Annotated in this window: 14 protein-coding genes, 1 pseudogene and 2 riboswitches; of the genes and pseudogenes, 8 read left to right on the top strand and 7 right to left on the bottom strand. The window is 58.3% G+C overall.

What is annotated here, in order from left to right; genetic code table 11:
- Window positions 1-122 precede the first annotated feature (122 nt).
- The 4 genes and pseudogenes from atzF to AB1S56_RS01900 form a co-directional block, all read right to left on the bottom strand.
- A pseudogene (atzF, locus tag AB1S56_RS01915) lies at window positions 123-1,940 on the bottom strand (allophanate hydrolase).
- An 11-nt stretch (window positions 1,941-1,951) separates the two neighbouring features.
- Window positions 1,952-5,599: an urea carboxylase gene (gene uca, locus AB1S56_RS01910; RefSeq protein ID WP_340872611.1), complete on the bottom strand. Its 3,648-nt coding sequence runs from the start codon at window positions 5,597-5,599 to the stop codon at window positions 1,952-1,954.
- Between the two features lie 21 nt (window positions 5,600-5,620).
- On the bottom strand, window positions 5,621-6,277 hold the full coding sequence (locus AB1S56_RS01905) for an urea amidolyase associated protein UAAP2 (RefSeq protein ID WP_340872612.1): 657 nt from the start codon (window positions 6,275-6,277) through the stop codon (window positions 5,621-5,623).
- 13 nt (window positions 6,278-6,290) lie between these two features.
- Window positions 6,291-7,022: an urea amidolyase associated protein UAAP1 gene (locus AB1S56_RS01900; protein ID WP_340872613.1), complete on the bottom strand. Its 732-nt coding sequence runs from the start codon at window positions 7,020-7,022 to the stop codon at window positions 6,291-6,293.
- Between the two features lie 75 nt (window positions 7,023-7,097).
- A riboswitch (guanidine-I (ykkC/yxkD leader) is annotated at window positions 7,098-7,202 on the bottom strand.
- Window positions 7,203-7,357: 155 nt separating this feature from the next.
- A riboswitch (guanidine-I (ykkC/yxkD leader) is annotated at window positions 7,358-7,460 on the top strand.
- A 63-nt stretch (window positions 7,461-7,523) separates the two neighbouring features.
- Here AB1S56_RS01900 and AB1S56_RS01895 point away from each other — a divergent pair.
- From AB1S56_RS01895 to AB1S56_RS01870, 6 genes are all read left to right on the top strand, one after another.
- A complete protein-coding gene (locus AB1S56_RS01895; protein WP_340872614.1) occupies window positions 7,524-8,897 on the top strand; it encodes an APC family permease in 1,374 nt (457 codons plus the stop codon).
- 190 nt (window positions 8,898-9,087) lie between these two features.
- Window positions 9,088-9,396, top strand: coding sequence for a PadR family transcriptional regulator (locus AB1S56_RS01890; protein ID WP_340872639.1), 309 nt, complete (start codon window positions 9,088-9,090; stop codon window positions 9,394-9,396).
- Complete coding sequence (locus AB1S56_RS01885; protein WP_340872616.1) at window positions 9,393-9,740, top strand: DUF1048 domain-containing protein; 348 nt, start codon at window positions 9,393-9,395, stop codon at window positions 9,738-9,740. The genes AB1S56_RS01890 and AB1S56_RS01885 overlap by 4 nt, the downstream gene beginning before the upstream one ends.
- A 12-nt stretch (window positions 9,741-9,752) precedes the next feature.
- Entirely contained in the window at window positions 9,753-10,103 is a 351-nt protein-coding gene (locus AB1S56_RS01880) for a DUF1048 domain-containing protein (protein WP_340872617.1), read from the top strand.
- Between the two features lie 15 nt (window positions 10,104-10,118).
- Window positions 10,119-10,877 (top strand): ATP-binding cassette domain-containing protein, encoded by a 759-nt coding sequence (locus tag AB1S56_RS01875; RefSeq protein ID WP_340872618.1) that lies wholly within the window; start codon window positions 10,119-10,121, stop codon window positions 10,875-10,877.
- A gap of 2 nt (window positions 10,878-10,879) precedes the next feature.
- Window positions 10,880-11,641, top strand: a complete 762-nt coding sequence (locus AB1S56_RS01870; protein WP_340872619.1) for an ABC transporter permease — start codon at window positions 10,880-10,882, stop codon at window positions 11,639-11,641.
- A gap of 75 nt (window positions 11,642-11,716) precedes the next feature.
- On the opposite strand, the gene AB1S56_RS01865 is transcribed toward AB1S56_RS01870, so the two are convergent.
- Window positions 11,717-12,454, bottom strand: coding sequence for a YceI family protein (locus AB1S56_RS01865; protein WP_340872620.1), 738 nt, complete (start codon window positions 12,452-12,454; stop codon window positions 11,717-11,719).
- A gap of 200 nt (window positions 12,455-12,654) precedes the next feature.
- Here AB1S56_RS01865 and AB1S56_RS01860 point away from each other — a divergent pair, with 200 nt between their 5' ends.
- A complete protein-coding gene (locus tag AB1S56_RS01860; RefSeq protein WP_340872622.1) occupies window positions 12,655-13,338 on the top strand; it encodes a response regulator transcription factor in 684 nt (227 codons plus the stop codon).
- Window positions 13,323-14,738 carry a HAMP domain-containing sensor histidine kinase gene (locus tag AB1S56_RS01855; RefSeq protein ID WP_340872624.1) on the top strand — a complete coding sequence of 472 codons (1,416 nt, stop codon included), beginning with the start codon at window positions 13,323-13,325 and terminating at the stop codon, window positions 14,736-14,738. The genes AB1S56_RS01860 and AB1S56_RS01855 overlap by 16 nt, the downstream gene beginning before the upstream one ends.
- 119 nt (window positions 14,739-14,857) lie before the next feature.
- On the opposite strand, the gene AB1S56_RS01850 is transcribed toward AB1S56_RS01855, so the two are convergent.
- A complete protein-coding gene (locus tag AB1S56_RS01850) occupies window positions 14,858-15,874 on the bottom strand; it encodes an SDR family oxidoreductase (RefSeq protein ID WP_340872625.1) in 1,017 nt (338 codons plus the stop codon).
- Between the two features lie 82 nt (window positions 15,875-15,956).
- Window positions 15,957-16,601, bottom strand: coding sequence for a GyrI-like domain-containing protein (locus AB1S56_RS01845; RefSeq protein WP_340872627.1), 645 nt, complete (start codon window positions 16,599-16,601; stop codon window positions 15,957-15,959).
- Window positions 16,602-16,647 lie beyond the last annotated feature (46 nt).

The raw sequence follows: 16,647 nt of genomic DNA, 5'->3' as shown, positions 1-16,647 counted from the left end.
GGCGGGCGGGATGGGTTATGCGGGGGACGGCGGTCGGGAGCAATGAAGCGCGTCACGGCGGCGGCCGAGGTCATTTCCGCACGGAAATGACCACCAGTAAGCGCCTCGGCCCTGCGCCGACGTCACTGCACAACGGCGCGCCAGCCGCCGCTTGCTGTTACGTCCAGCGCGCCCGGCAGCTCGGCCGCGTAGCCTTCGCAGATGAAGCCGACAACCTCGGCGCCGTCCTCCAGCTCGACCTTGCCGATGCCGAGCGGAGCCGGGATACCGGCGACGAAGGCGCCGAGCCGATCGAGCGGCATCTCCCACACCTCCAGCGTTATGGAGCCGCCGCCAGTCTGCCCCTTAACAAGCCCCGGCTTGGCCGGAGTGGTCGGCAGCTTCAGCATGCGGTAACGCGCAGCGGTGGCGGCTTCGCGGAGGAAGACAGCCCCATGGGCCAGCATTTGGACCTCCAGCGGAAAGCCCCTCATATGCAGACCGCATACCGCGATTCGGATCTTTTCCATTTCTTTTTCCTTATCCATTAGCGTTCATACCCCTTCCTTCATCGCTTCCAGCTCATCAGACCGCATTGTCCCTGTCTCCGCGCCGTTAACAAACCTAAGAGCGACACCCCGGACCAGCGCTTCCTGCTCGGCGGTAGAGAACAGCGTAATGCCGAAGGGCAGCCGATCTCCCGCATCCTCCGATGGCACAGCTGCTCCGCACAGATTCAGCAGGTTGCAATGGTTCGTATAACGTCCCATGGCACTGTTGGTTCCAATGGGATCGGCCAGCACTTGCTCGCGCGTCCACGTCCCGCCTGCTGTCGGCATGGCCAGCACCGCGCCCTTCAGCTGGCGATGGGCAGCCCGCTTCATACGCTGCAGCCGGTGAATGGCGCTGAACAACGAAGCAGCCGTATGGCGCTCATGGGCACCGGAACGCAGAATGCGCTCGGTGACCTCGAACGTCTCCCCTGGGTGCGACTCGACAAATTCACCCAAGCCTGCCCAGCGTTCCGCCGCATAAGGTCCCTCATATAGAAGAAGAGCAGCCTCTGTATACAGAGAGACCTCTATCGTCTCTACAGCAAGGCCCATGGAGCACAAGCGCTGAACCGCCCTCTCCCATGCGGTCCGGTAAGCATCCGCGAATGGACCATGCCATGAGAGCTCCTCCAGACGCGGAATCAAGACGCGCTCCGGCAGCTCCTGTGCACAGGCGGGCAGCTCACGCGACCACGCATCCTCCTCGCAGAACCCACGCGCAATGCGGTCAACCGTCAAGGCGTCCTCCAGCGTCGAGGCGAACACCGTCACGCAGTCGAGACTTTCGCATGCGGGCACCACGCCGCGAACCGGCCATGAGCCGAGGCTCGGCTTATAGCCGACGAGACGGTTCAGCAGCGCGGGCACACGGCCCGAGCCCGCTGTATCCGTGCCGAGTGCGAACGCTGCATGCCCCCGCGCAACAGCGACAGCGGAGCCGCTGCTGGAGCCGCCGCTGATCAACTCCGGACGAAGCGCGTTATGCGTCTCGCCGTAAGGACTTCTGGTGCCGACCAGCCCCGTTGCGAACTGATCCATGTTCGTCTTGCCGATTGGGATGGCGCCTGCCGCGACAAGCCGCTTGACGACCTCCGCGTCCTGGGACGGCTCATAAGCAAATGCGGGACAAGCCGCCGTCGTCGGCGCAGCCGACCAGTCGATATTATCCTTAATGGCGAATGGAATGCCCCATAGCGGAGCGTCGTCCATACGCAGATGCTCCAGATTCCGCAGATAGGGCTCCACGCGACCAAGCTCCGGCGGCGTAATCCATATGTTCATGCCGGCGTCGGCTTCCGCCCGTTGTATAATGGCAAGCACAACCTCCCTTGGCGTCGTCCCCCCACTTCGGTACAGCTCCCGCAATCCTTCTACCGTCAGCACCGCTGGCTGTTTTTCGGCTGGCATAGCTACTCCCCCTATCCCGTCTGCTTCAAAATACTCACAATCAATTGTCCCGACTGCACAGCTTCGCCAGGACCAACAAAGATGGAGCCGACTACGCCGTCACAAGGCGCTTGCTGCGCAAATTCCATCTTCATGCTCTCTTGAATGAGCAGGGTATCGCCCTTGCGCACCGCCTGTCCGGCAGAAGCGACCACCTTCCATACACTGCCCGGCATATTGCTTCTTACAGCAATGGCGTCTGCAGGCAGCGCCTCCTCCTCTGCTGGAGGGGCTGTATCCTGCTCGGACACATATTCCGCAAGCCCAAGCTTCTTCCAGCTGTCGCGCTCCGCCTGGAAGGCCGCCTGCTGCGTCTCCCGGAATGCCGCCGCACTGTCTTCAATGGATTCGAGGAAGCGCAAATATTCACCAAGATCGAACGTCGTCTCCTCAATATCGGCTTCGAACCGGCCGCGAAGGAAGTCCTCCCGCATGACCAGCAGCTCCTCGGGGGATACCGGATAGAATCGAATCTGGTCGAAGAAGCGAAGCAGCCAAGGCTGCCCCGGCTTAAAGCTGGCCGTCGGCCGCAGCTTGTTCCACATCTGCACGGTGCGTCCGACAAACTGGTAGCCGCCGGGGCCTTCCATGCCGTATACGCACATATAGGCTCCGCCAATACCGACCGCGTTCTCCGGCGTCCAGGTGCGGGCCGGATTATATTTGGTCGTGACCAGACGGTGGCGCGGGTCGGTCGGCGTCGCGACAGGCGCGCCGAGATAGACGTCCCCAAGACCAAGCACCAAGTAGTTGGCGTCGAACACAATCCGCTTCACGTCATCCATGCTGTCCAGCCCGTTGACGCGTCGAATAAATTCAATATTGCTTGGACACCAAGGCGCATCCGGCCGGACGTTCTGCTGATAGCGGTCAATCGCCTCCTGCGTGGCGGGATCGTCCCAGGACAGCGGGAGCTTCACAATACGGGACGGCACCTGAATGGATTCCAGCGGCGGCAGACCGCGATCAATCTCCGCAATACGGAGGCAAGCATCGCGAACCGTCATCCGCGACGGGTCAATATGAATTTGCAGCGAGCGAATGCCCGGCGTCAGATCCAGCACCGGCAGACTGCCGTCATCCCGAATGGCCTGCATCAGGGCATGCGCTTGGAAGCGCAGCTTCAGATCCAGCTCCATGGGGCCGTACTCCACCAGCACATATTGATCCCCGCAGCAGCGGATGGTCATGGGGAACGCTCGCCCCTCCGTCTCCCTGACCAGCACGGGATAATCTGTAGAGAATTCCGCAGCGGTCGATGCAGGCAGCGGCGATCGCGACAGCCCCTTGCGCTCTCCCTGTCCAATCGCGTCCAGGCAGTCCTCCAGCTCCGATCTTAGCGAGTCGGCCTGCTCCAGCGTCAGAAGACGGAAGCGAAGCTTGTCGCCGGGATGCAGCTGGCCAAGCTTCCACAGCTCTGCCGTGGCGGTTGTAGCCGGACAGACAAAGCCGCCCAAGCTCGGGCCGTCCGGTCCTAGCAGAATGGGCATATCGCCCGTCAAATCCAGCGTGCCGATGGCATAGGCGTTATCGTGCAGATTGGACGGGTGCAGCCCGGCCTCGCCGCCGTCCTCTCTAGCCCATAGCGGTGCAGGCCCAATCAGCCGAACGCCCGTCCGGGAGCTGTTGAAGTGCACCTCCCATTCCGTCTCTGTCAGCTGATCCAGATAGCCCGGCAGCAGGAACTCCTCCGTGCAATGCGGTCCCGGCACAACGCCAATGGTCCATGTCTGCGTCATAGCGGGACGCAGCGTCACGTCCAGCTCTGCACTCACGCTATCCACTGCGCCAGCCCCTTCAATAGCAGCTTGCGCCTTGCGCACTCTCAGCACATCGCCCGTCCGGATGGCGCGTCCGCCATGCCCGCCGAAGCCGCCCAGCGTAAACGTCGAGGAGCTGCCCAGAATATGCGGCATATCCAGTCCGCCCGCTACCAGCACATAAGCCCGCATGCCGACCTTCGCTTCCCCGAACTCCAGCACTTGACCGCGCTTAGCCGCTACCGGCTTATACATGGGGATAGACTCTCCATCCAGCGCAGGCTCCATGTCGGCGCCGGTCACACATAACGTCATATCGCAGCGCAGACGATACGAGCCGCCGCGCAGGGTCAGCTCCAGACCCGGCGCGTCATCGGGATTGCCCAGCAGCTTATTGCCAATGCGGAACGACAGTGTATCCATCGGCCCGCATGGCGGCACGCCAACATCCCAGTAGCCGGCGCGTCCGGGATAGTCCTGCACCGTTGTCTGCACGCCGCCGTCCAGCACCTCAATGGCCCGCTCCTCCGGCTGGAAGCTCCCCAGCATGCGCGTATAGACTTGACCCGAGACACAATCCTCGTGCGCCAGCAGCTCCTCCACGTACTGCAGGTTCGTTGTTAAGCCGTAGAAGCGCGTCTCCGCCAAAGCCGAAGCCAGCTTGCGGAGGGCTTCCTCACGATTCGCGCCGCGCACAATAACCTTCGCCAGCATGGGATCATATAGCGTGGTGACCGTCAATCCATCCTTCACCCACGTCTCGTTGCGGGCTTCCCGCGAGAACACCGCCTGATCCAACTGCCCTGCGCTGGGACGGAAGTCCTGCAGGCAGTCCTCGGCATAGATGCGCGCCTGAATGCTATGTCCTTGCGGCACCGGCACAAGCGCGTCCAGCCCCGTCAGCTCATCCGCCGCCTCGCGCACCATCCATTCCACCAGATCGACCCCGAGCACCTCTTCCGTAACCCCATGCTCCACCTGCAGCCGAGTATTCACCTCAAGGAAATAATATTCACAGGTTGACGGGTCGTACAAATATTCCACCGTACCCGCGCTGCGGTAGCCCGTCTCGGCCGCCAGCCTGCGGGCGGACTCCAGCATGCTGGCGCGCACCTCCTGCGGCAGGTTCGGCGCCGGCGTCTCCTCAATAACCTTCTGATTGCGGCGCTGAATGGAGCAGTCCCGTTCACCTAACGCAACCACCTCACCGAACCGGTTGCCGAATATTTGCACCTCGACGTGACGAGCCTTCGCAATATACTTCTCCAGAAATAACCCGCCATTGCGGAAGTTCGTTTCCGCAAGATGCCGAACCCCCTCGAACGCCGCCAGCAGCGCCGCTTCGTCCTCGCACACCCGCATGCCGATGCCGCCGCCGCCAGCCGTGCTCTTCAGAATGACGGGATAGCCGATACGCCTGGCTTCCGCCGCGGCCTCGCCCGCCTGCTCGATCAGCCCCGTGCCCGGCAGCATTGGCACGCCAGCGCGCTCCGCCGCCTCCCGCGCGGAATGCTTCAGTCCGAACGTCTCCATCTGCTCCGGCGTCGGACCAATAAACACGATGCCGCGCTCACGGCAAGCCCTGGCGAAAGCGGCATTCTCACTAAGGAAGCCATAGCCGGGATGAATGGCTTGCGCGCCCGTATCGAGCGCTGTCTGAAGAATAAGCTCCGCGTCCAAGTAGCTTTCCTTGGCGGGACCGTCCCCGATCAGTACCGCCTCATCGGCGTGATCTACATGGAGACTGTCTTGATCGGCCTTCGTGTAGACGGCTACAGACTGGATGCCCATATGGCGAAGCGTCCGCTCGATGCGAACCGCAATAGCGCCTCGGTTGGCGATTAATATTTTGTCGAACATAAGCTATCACTCTCCCGATCTCTAGTTATTCCAGATGAGGACCCGCACCGGGGTCGGATTATAGGCGTTGCAAGGATTGTTAAGCTGCGGACAGTTGCTGATCAGAGCCATCGTCCGGCACTCCGAGCGAAGCTCGACATATGCGCCTGGCGAGGAGACGCCATCCGCGAATGTCAGTCCGCCCTCCGGCGTAACCGGCACATTCATAAAAAAGTTAATGTTCGGGGCGAGATCCCGCTTCGTATAGCGCTCTCCCTCAGGATGCTTCGCCAGCTCCAGCATGAACGTGTCGCGGCAGTTATGCATATGAAGCTTCTCATGAGCGTAACGAACCGTGTTGCTCTGCGCCGAGCAGGACCCGCCAAGCGTATCATGCCTGCCGCAGGTGTCCGCTAAAATTGTAAGCAGTTTTTTGCCCGATTCTGCCCGAAGCACTGTTCCCGCCGTCAAATAAATATTGCCTTGGCCCGTTATCGTGCGGGTCGCGCTGTAGTGATCCTCCGGATTATCCGCGTCATAGAACAGCGTATCCGCCGCCTGATTGCCCTCCAGATCGACGATCCGCAGCACCTGACCCGGCTTCAGCTCATGCATCCAGCCGTCACCTGCCGGAATAATGGCATCGTAGATGGCCGTCTCCGCCAGTCTCTCGCTCTCCACTCGGTTAAAAGTCGTCATTCGCAATCTCCTCCTATCGGCTGCTGCGGCGCAGCGCGTAATAGCTCCATGTATTCTCATAAGCACGTCGGTTCTCAGGCCGGAATTGCACGCAATAGTCGTCCTCGCCGACCTCTCCTGCGGTCTGCCCCACCTCTACCAGCACCGGCACCGACGGATAGTCCTTATTGGGATCAAGCGGGTTCGGTGTATTGGACAGTAGCAGCAGGATATCCATCTCCGCGCGAAGCGTAATGGCCGCCCCGCGCTTGCAATGACCGGAATGGAATGTCATCGCGCCGCTCTCGTCGCAGCTCACCTTCGAGAACAGATTCACAACCGGTCCCAGGTCCCGCGGTCTCAGACCCGAGCGAAACAGCTCGACGGTCAAATTCTCCTCCCCGCTGCGCAGCCACTCATTCCGCAGCTCCTGATAACGGGTTATGCCATACTTGGCATCCGTACCCTCCCTGGTTGTGAAGCCGGAGAGCGGATCATGCCAGCCAAGGCTGTCCTCCACGATCGCCGCGAGCACCCTCCCGTTATCGCTCATCAGCGTATGGCCGCGGGTCAGATGCGAGGTGTGCTGCGCCTTCAGCGTGTCGGGCATATTGTAGCGCTCCGCGCAATCATCGGCGCTGAAGATCAGCATCGATACATTCCCCCCTGCCTCCAGCGCTGTCAACCGCATGCTGCTGCCGCGTCCTACAACACCAGACCACTTGCCTCCCGGGGCGAGAGTCATGCTCCATGTAACCTTTTCCATTAGCGATCGCTCCTTCATCCTGCGTTTGTGGGGAAACAAAAAGGGAGATATCCCAAGACATGACGTCTTGTTGATATCTCCCAGGCTTTTATCCTTCCGTGTCGCTCCGCAGCCTTGCCGGAACGGTTGGCTCTCGGACCAGTCCCGGCATAAGCCGACGGAACCCTAGCCAACTAAAGTATTCAGTTATCCAACTCGCTGGCGAGCTTCGTTTCTTATGTGATTAAAGATAACATCCACAACAAAGGATAGTCAATACTTTTGTTATTTTTCCTGACATACCCCTTTTCAAATCCAAAATGTCATGTTATATTACATTACATCGAAACCGAATACACGATGTCTTCTAGGGTTCCGCGGCGTAAGGCGCCGGGCTGGTCCGAGAGAAGACGCACGGCCTGAGGGCCGTGTCCACGGAGGGACAAAAGCCCGGGAGAGATATCCACGATATCCTCCCGGGCTTTATTTTTTTTTGAGATGAAAGAATGGAGGATGATGGGAATGAGCAGCGCAACTGCAGAAACCACATTAAAGAGAACCTTGTCGACCCGGCATATCGTATATTTGGGGCTGGCCTGGATGACGCCGATGATTTATTTTACCGTGTATGGCGTGGCCTACGAAAGTGCGGGAGGAATGCTGACACAGGCATATTTCCTTGCTTTTATTGCGATTTTTTTCACCGCTTTAAGCTATGGCAGCATGGCCCGGACATTCCCGACCTCAGGCTCGGCGTATACCTATGTGGGCAAAAGCATGCACCCTTATCTCGGCTATCTCGTCGGCTGGGCCATTCTGCTGGACTATCTGTTCTCGCCGCTGATTGCCTGCCTGACGTTCGGACTGTTCCTTCACGCGCAATTCCCGTCTGTTCCGCTGTGGGTCTGGGTCGTCTCGCTTAACGCCGTGCTGGCTGTCATCAATATTATTGGCGTCAGCGTGTCTGCGATGCTCAGCAAGTGGTTCGTTTGGATTCAGATGGCCTTCATCGCCGTGTTCTGCTTCTTCCTGGTCAGGAATCTAATTGGTGCCGAAGCCGCCGTCTCCAGCCCGCTTCAGCCGCTCTTCCAAACCGAAGTGCCCATCGCGGCTGTTCTGGCGGGAGCGTCCGTGATCTGCTTCTGCTTCCTGGGCTTCGACTCCGTCACGACGATGTCGGAGGAAACGATTGACTCCGGCCGCACCATACCGCGCGCCATTCTCATCATTATTACGCTCGCTAGCCTGCTCTACTTGACACCATCCTATCTGACACAGCTGGCGCATCCGAATATGGCGTTCGACAACGTCGATACGGCAGGCATGGAGGTCGTTCGCCTTGTCGGCGGCTCCGGTCTATCCGCGCTGTTCATGACCGTGGTTGTGTTCGCGGTCTTCACGCAGGGCCTGTCCTCGTTCACCACCGTCTCCAGGCTGCTCTATGTGTTCGGCCGGGACGCCGTGTTGCCGAAGAAGGTATTCGGCGCACTTCATCCGAAATTCCGCACGCCTGCTGTCAATATTATAATTGTCGCGGCATTCTCCATGCTGGCTCTGGTCATCAGCCTCGACTTCGCGGTCAAATGCGTCAGCTTCGGCGCATTAACCGCCTTCACCTTCGTCAATTTGTCCGTTATCCTCAAGCTGTATATCAAGGAGAAACGGCGCTCCTTCAAGGAGACCATCCTCTATCTCGTCTGCCCGCTCATCGGCGCTTGCTTTATCGGCTGGCTGCTGTCACTGCTCGACGGCCAGGCGTTGTGGCTCGGCATGACATGGATTGCGATTGGCATTGTGTATTACTTCTTCCGCTACCGCATTCAGCCCCTGTTTTCGGGGGCGAAGAAGCAGGCTGCGCCAGGCGCTTTGACCGAAGACGCGCCGGCGTCGCCTTAACCTTAGCTTCTCCCCAACAACCAGGCAGCAGCCCGTCCTATGGATGGACTGCTGCCTTTTTTAATAAAAAAAACTCAAACGCTATTGACTCCACCCACTACTACGTGTTACTTTGTAGAGGTAGTAAGTAACACTTGATACCAGTCATACAGAATAGCGAAGGATGATGGCGATGGAAAACTTAACGGAAATGCTCAAAGGCGTGCTCGAAGGCTGCGTGCTCGAAATTATAAGCCGCCAAGAAACGTACGGCTATGAGATCACGCGGCGCCTGAACGCGCTTGGCTTCTCGGATGTCGTGGAGGGAACGGTGTACACCATTCTGATCCGGCTCGAAAAAAACAAGCTGGTGGAGGTCACCAAAAAGCCGTCCGACATGGGGCCGCCGCGCAAGTTCTTCGCCCTTAACGACGCGGGACGCGCGGAGCTGCAGAGGTTTTGGGAGAAATGGCATTTCGTAACGTCAAAAATGAATGAGCTGAAGGAGAGAGCCGAATGAACGTTTGGGATAAAATGACCGGCAACGACATGAAAAGAGAATGTAAAGCTTTCGAAGCGCGCGCCGGCAAGCTGCCCGCGGAATATCAAGCCGCCTGGAAATCCATCCAAGGCCATCTATGGCCGCACTCGGATTTCACCGGCCGCAATCTCATGCCGATTCTCGACGGCGTGCTGGGACTGCTAGAGGAGACGGCCGCCGACGGCCAGAGCGCCCAAGAGGTGCTCGGCGACGATATCCAAGGCTTCTGCGCGGCTCTCGCCGGCGAAGAAGGCGCCAAAACGTACCGCGACAAATGGCGCGACCAGCTGAACCATAGTATTGCCAAAAAATTAGGCAAATAGGAGGAAATCAAAATGACAATCCGGGATCTCATCGAAGGCAAAAGAGAATGGCGGGCGCATGTGGCCCGAGTCAAAGCGCTCCCGCGCGATTACCAAATCGTTTATAAGGAAATTCAAAAGTATCTCTTCAAGGTCGGCCCGGTCGAGCTTACCGAAGGAACGGGATTGCTGTCCGGAATCGTCGACCTGTTCGAACAAGGCTCGGCCTCGGGCAAGGGCGTGCTCGAAGTGACCGGCGCCGACGTTGCGTCTTTCGGCGACGATATCATTAAAGATTCAAAAACGTACGCCGACATCTTCCAAGAACAGGCGTACCAAGAGGTTGCCAAGGAAATGAAAAAGTACACGGACAAATTCAAGTAGAGGGGGATTCAAAGGATGATGCATACAATCGAAGTAAACGATTTGCGCAAGTCCTACAAGGACGCGGAAGTGCTGAAGGGCGTCAACTTCAAAGTAAAGCGGGGAGAAATCTTCGCCCTGCTCGGCTCCAACGGCGCCGGCAAGACGACGATTGTCCGAATTCTGACCACGCTGCTAAAGCAGGACGGCGGCACCGCCGTCGTGAACGGCTACGAAGTCGCGTCCGACCCCGATCATGTGCGGAAAGCGATCAGCCTGACCGGACAATTTGCCGCCGTGGACGAAATATTGACCGGTCGGGAAAATCTGATCATGATCGCCAAGCTGCGCCATCTGGCGAGTCCGCGCCAGGTCGCCGACGAGCTGCTGGAACGCTTCAGCCTGACCGAAGCCGGCAATCGCAAGGTGTCCACGTACTCGGGCGGCATGCGCCGCAGGCTCGACATCGCGATGAGCTTGATCGGACAGCCGGAGATCATCTTCCTCGACGAGCCGACCACGGGCCTCGATCCCGAGGCGCGCATGGAGGCTTGGAGGATCGTCAAGAAGCTGGCGGACGGCGGCACGACGGTATTCCTGACCACTCAATATCTGGAGGAAGCCGAGCAGCTCGCCAATCGAATCGCCATTTTGCACAAAGGTACAATCATTGCGGACGGCACGCTCGCGGAGCTGAAGAAGCTGTTCCCGCCCGCAAAAACCGAATATGTCGAGAAACAACCTTCGCTTGAGGAAATCTTTCTCGAAATCATTGGTAAAAAGGAGCTGACTTAATCATGAACGAACACTTTTTCAGTGACATCGGCGTCATGCTTGGACGTTCCATGAAGCATATTATGCGAAGCCTGGACACGATTCTTACGGTGTGTATCACGCCGATCGCGATGATACTGCTCTTCGTCTACGTGCTTGGCGGCGCGATCCAGAGCGGTACGGAAAACTATGTGAACTACCTGCTGCCCGGCATCCTGCTGATGGCGATCGCCAGCGGCATCTCCTACACGGCTTATCGCCTCTTCCTCGATAAGCAGCGGGGCATCATCGAGCGGTTCCACTCCATGCCGATCGCACGTTCTTCCGTATTGTGGGGACATGTGTTGACCTCGGTCGTATCCAATGCCCTTTCGGTCGTCGTCATCATTCTCGTTGCGCTCTTGATGGGCTTCCGCTCGTCGGCGGGGATCCTGTCCTGGCTTGCCGTTGCCGGCATCCTCGTCCTCTTCACGCTTGCATTGACCTGGGTCGCCGCGATCGCCGGCCTGACCGCCAAATCGGTGGAAGGCGCCAGCGCGTTCTCTTACCCTCTTATCTTCCTGCCGTTCATCAGCTCGGCCTTCGTGCCGACCGACACCATGCCCGCCGTCGTACGCGCCTTCGCCGAAAATCAGCCGGTCACCTCAATCGTCGAATCCATCCGCGCGCTCCTGTCCGGCCAACCGGTAGGCCATGATATCTGGATCGCTCTCGCATGGTGCCTGGGGATATGGGTCATCGCCTATCTATTCGCCGTGCGCGCGTTCAGACGGACAGCCGCTTAAGGGAAGAGGCGCAAGAAGAAGGCTGCCGCGATCGTCTTAACATGATTGCAGGCAGCCCTCTTCATTATATGGTGATTATGCTTTCGCGAGCATAAGCTCCAGCTGCACGGACAGCTCATTCTCTGTTTCGAGAACGATCGTATGAGGGCTTGTCATGCCGAAATCGGCGAACGTGACCACGGTCGTCCCGGATAGAAGCAGCTGGCCGTCTTGGTACATCGCGGTCGAGTCGAACGCGACGTCCTTGTCGATACCCTTCACCGTCATCGTGCCTTCGATCGTCACCGGCACCGCGATTCCTTCCGTCCACTCCGCCGGAGCGCCGCTGATCGACTTGACCGAGAACGTCGCTTGAGGGAACTGGTCCACCGCCAGGAAATCCGCGCCTTTGACATGGCCGTCCCGCTGCCCGTTGCCGGAATCCAGTGCGGTCATGTCGAGCACGCCCTCTCCGGTCATGGCCGACGTGTCGTTTAGATCCACGTTCCACGAGCCCGTAACCGCTTCGTTGACAAAGTTGACCGTTGCCTTCGACGTCGTGACCGACCAGTAAACCTTGGAGCCAGATGCGATATTCCATGCGCCGTTTAGCTTATCCGCTCCGACTACCGTTCCGGCCCCCGCATTCCCCGAGCTAGCGGTGCCCTCCGTCGCCCCCGGCTCGTTCGCCGGAGCGGACGCTTGAGGCGTCGCCATTACCGACTCAACCTCCACATTATTGCCCAAATAATTATTCATAACTGCATAAGCGCCTGCCCCGCCGAGCACAACGACCGCGATCGCGGCCGATATTATCATCACTTTTTTGTTCATGATTGCCCTCCTAAAGTTTTGCGAAATGCAATGGAGCAAAACTGCTTCGTAAGCATCCGCCGCCCCCAGTATACTCGTCCTATGTGTCGGGCAGATGTCGGCGGGTAGTCTGCGCAAATAAACCTGGACAAGCATTGCAAGCCGCCTTGCAAGGTTGCTACAATGGGAGCAATATGAACCCGGGAGGGAGCGTCTGCCGCATGAAAACGATACTCGTCGTGGAGGATGAGGCCGCAATTGCGCGCGTACTGTCCGCTTATTTGCGCAAAGCGGGCTTCGGTGTCGCGATTGCCGCGGACGGGCGGCAGGCGCTCGGCTTGTTTGAGAAGGAGATGCCAGCGCTCGTTCTGCTCGATGTCATGCTGCCGTATGTCGACGGCTGGGAGGTGCTGCGGCGTATTAGGGAAACAAGCAGCTGTCCGGTCATTATGCTAACGGCGCGAAGCGATATCGAGGACAGGCTGAACGGACTTAACCAAGGGGCGGATGATTACATGCCGAAGCCATTCGTGCCGGAGGAGGTTGTCGCGCGCGCGCAAGCCGTTCTGCGACGGCCCTCCCAGTGGACGGACGGGAGCAGGCAGCGGCGGTTCGGGCGGCTCGGCATCGACTTCCAGGCACAGAGCGTCACGCTGAACGGTGTACAGGTCTCGCTTATGCCACGTGACTTGGCTCTGCTGCTCTTCCTGGCAGAGCATCCTAAACGCATCTTCACACGCGACCAGCTGCTTGAGCACGTGTGGGGAGCGGATTATGATGGAAGCGACCGCGCGGTCGATCTGTCCATCAAGCGAATCCGGCAAGCGTTGTCCCATTGGCCGGTGGAAGAAGGAGAGCTGCGAACATTGAGGGGAACGGGGTATCAGCTGTGGATCGAAGCTTGAAGCAAACGTCTATGCTGTCCTATTGGACAGCTCGATATTTTATTATTCTGTGCATCGGACTTCTTGTGTTCGCCGTCGCAGCGGTGTGGTGGACCAAGCAGCAGACGATGGACAGCCGGCTGCAGACCGTCGAAGTGCTCGCCCAGGACATTGCCGACCGCCTGGACGGACCGACCGGCGATGTTGTCATACCACCCGATCTCACCAAGCTTCTGGAGAAAAGAGCGCATTATTTTCAGCTGGGGTCCGGGATCTGCTTAATTGTAACCGATTTGTCTGGCAAGCTGCTGTACGCGTCAGACCCTGTGACGCAGGAGGAGCTCCCTTATAAGCTCAATGATAGCCTCGACAAGGCCCGGGAGCCCGGCATGAAGGCCATTACCGCGCCAATTACGCATCAAGAAGAGAAGATTGGCCAGGTTACCATCCTGCAGCCGACAAAGCCGTTAACGAGACTGACTGACGTATGGTGGGCGTTCGGGCTGGCGCTCCTATGCCTGACGGCGTTAGGCTGGCTAACCATTTATCTGCTCTCCAAGAAGCTGTCCCGGCCGATCCGGATGGTCGCTTCTGCCGCTAGGGAAATTAGCCAAGGGCATTATGGCATCTCGCTCGATGCCCAGACCAAGGAGCGCGAGCTCGGCGAGCTCATTCGTTCCTTCAAGGAGATGGCGGGTCGGCTGGAGCAGCTGGAGCACTCCCGAAGCTTTATGCTAGCAGGGCTGACGCATGAGCTGAAGACGCCGGTCACGTCGGTGAAGGGCCTTATTTTTGCAGTTAGAGAGAAGGTTGTACAGGGGGAGGAAGCGGACGAGTTTCTCGACATCGCATTGCAGGAGTCCGTCCGACTGGAGCGAATGGTCGCCGATCTGCTTGACTATAACGCATTAGCCGCAGGCATTGTGCATCTGGAACGAGATCGGCTGGACGCGTCCATGCTTATCGGTGAGATCGTCTACCAGTGGAGACTGCTCCAGGGAGAGCTTCTTCAGGAGCCTTCGCTATGCCTTCCCGAACAGCAGGTGTATATTGCAGGCGATTCGCTTCGCATTCAGCAGATTATGGTCAACCTGCTGAATAATAGCCTGCAGGCCAAGCATCCCGATCGGGCACTGCAGCTCGATATCGCCCTGCGCGTTCACGCAGAAGCTGCCGAAATTGTCGTGAACGACAATGGCTGCGGCATTCCCGTACAAGAGCAAAGCCATATCTTCGAGCGCTTCTTCCGTGGGGAGAAAAAGAAGCTTGCTCTACGAGGCCTGGGGCTCGGGCTCGCATTCAGCAAGCTTCTGGCGAAGGCGCAGCAAGGCGATCTCGTTTTTAACAGCAGCACAGAGGAAGGTACGTCCTTCTCGCTGCTGCTCCCGCTAGCCGACAGCCAGCACCAAGACGCCAACTAATGGAAGAGCGGAGCGGTTCGTTCGGGTTAAGGAAGATAAGCCTGCCACAAACCACAAAGGCCTGACAGCAAAGACACCTCCGTTAGGGACGAAGGTGTCTTTGCTGTCGTGATGCCTGGTCAACCTCGAATGGCTGCCGAGGCCGCCTCCATCGCTGCAATGACCTTGTCGCACCAGGCGTCGAATTCAGGGTCCTCCTGCTGAAGCTCGGGATGGGCGAGCACATGCTGGATGGTCTGCTTGATGCCTTGATCGAATCGCGTTGTGGCCACGAACTCCGGGACCAGCCGCTTCAGCTTCGAATTGTCGAATACGACGGTATTCGCTTTGTCGCCGAGCAGGCCTCCCTTGAAATCATAGGGACTGCAAGCGTCCAGGAAGGACGACGCCACATGGACAGCGTTCAGCTTGACGCCCAGCGCCGAAGCGATCGCCTCATAAATTTGATTCCACGTCAGCGACTCGTCCGATGTGATATGTACAGCTTCGCCAATGGCATGCAGATTGCCCATCAGGCCGATAAAGCCTTTGGCGAAGTCGCTGTTATGCGTCATCGTCCAGAGCGAGGTGCCATCGCCGTGAATAATAACCGGCTTATTCTCCAGCATCCGCTTCGCAACCTGCCACGAGCCCCTGTTGCCGTGCACGCCAAGCGGAATGGAGCGTTCGCTATAGGTGTGGCTTGGCCTTACAATCGTAATAGGGAAGCCGTGATCGCGATACATCTGGATGAGATATTCTTCGCATGCGATTTTGTTGCGGGAGTATTCCCAGCATGGATTGGACAGCGGTGTGCCTTCTGTAATGCGGTAGTCCGACAGAGGCGTCTGGTAGGCGGACGCCGAGCTGATGAACATGAACTGCTTGGTCTTGTCCTTGAACAGCCGGTAATCCCTCTCCAGCTGAGACGGCACAAATGCGATAAAGTCCGCGACAACGTCGAACGTCAGCCCCTCAAGCAAACCAGCCACTTGCTCCTCGTCTCCAATATCCGCTTGAATAATCTTGACGTTCGGCGGCAAAGCCTCATTCCGACTGCCTCGATTCAGCAGGTACAGCTCACAGCCATTCTCCGCCAGCTGCTTCGTAATGGCCGAGCTAATCGTGCCCGTACCTCCGATAAATAACGCTTTCATCCCTTTCTCCACCTCCGCATTTCGTTAAGGACTCTCGTCTACCTTAACATGGGGACTAGCGGAACACAATCGACCGGAGCCGCTAGCTCTCTCCTAATCTCTGGACGGGCTGACGCAGAATCGTCCTCAGTCTGGAAGGCTCCGTTCTGCGGAAGTCGGACAGATAAATTTCATGATGCCGCCCGCTTGGCACATATCCGGCTTCTGCCATAAAGCCATGCATAACCTCCAGCGTCTCCGGCTCATTGGAGAAGGGGCCTGTATGCAGCATCTGCACACATAAGCCTTCCCTCAGCCTCAGAAATTCGACGCCGGGAATACCCGCAGCGGCATTCTTCTTCTCAGCAGCCTTCAGCTTGGCTTGTCCCACTGCAGCTTCGCTCACAAACTCAGGCAGACGAATAAGCAGCTTCCACCGCCATTCTTCACGGGGCACATCCAGGCCATACGCCTCCGAATCCACCCACCATTGTCCCTCCAGCTTCGCCACCGTGAAGTCGGCTCCTTCTCCCTTGCTCTGGAACTTCAAGGTGTATGCCACCTTATACAGCGCTTCCGTCGCGCTGGCGAATGCCTGTCCGTCCGGAGAGCCCTGCCCTTCAACGGCGAGATAAGACAGCTCCGGGAACTCCACTACCTGCGGCTTGCCGGGCGCCGAATAATACGCCTTGTCCATTTTAGCCAAATCCAGCTTGCTCTTCTCCGCCATCGTGTCGCTAGCCCCCATCCTTATAATTGACTCCAGTCTACATGCCGCCTGCTGACAACAGTGT

Origin of the sequence: Paenibacillus sp. PL2-23 (assembly GCF_040834005.1) — a bacterium.
Classification (GTDB): Bacteria; Bacillota; Bacilli; order Paenibacillales; family Paenibacillaceae; genus Pristimantibacillus.
This window is presented reverse-complemented; position numbering and strand designations above follow the sequence as displayed.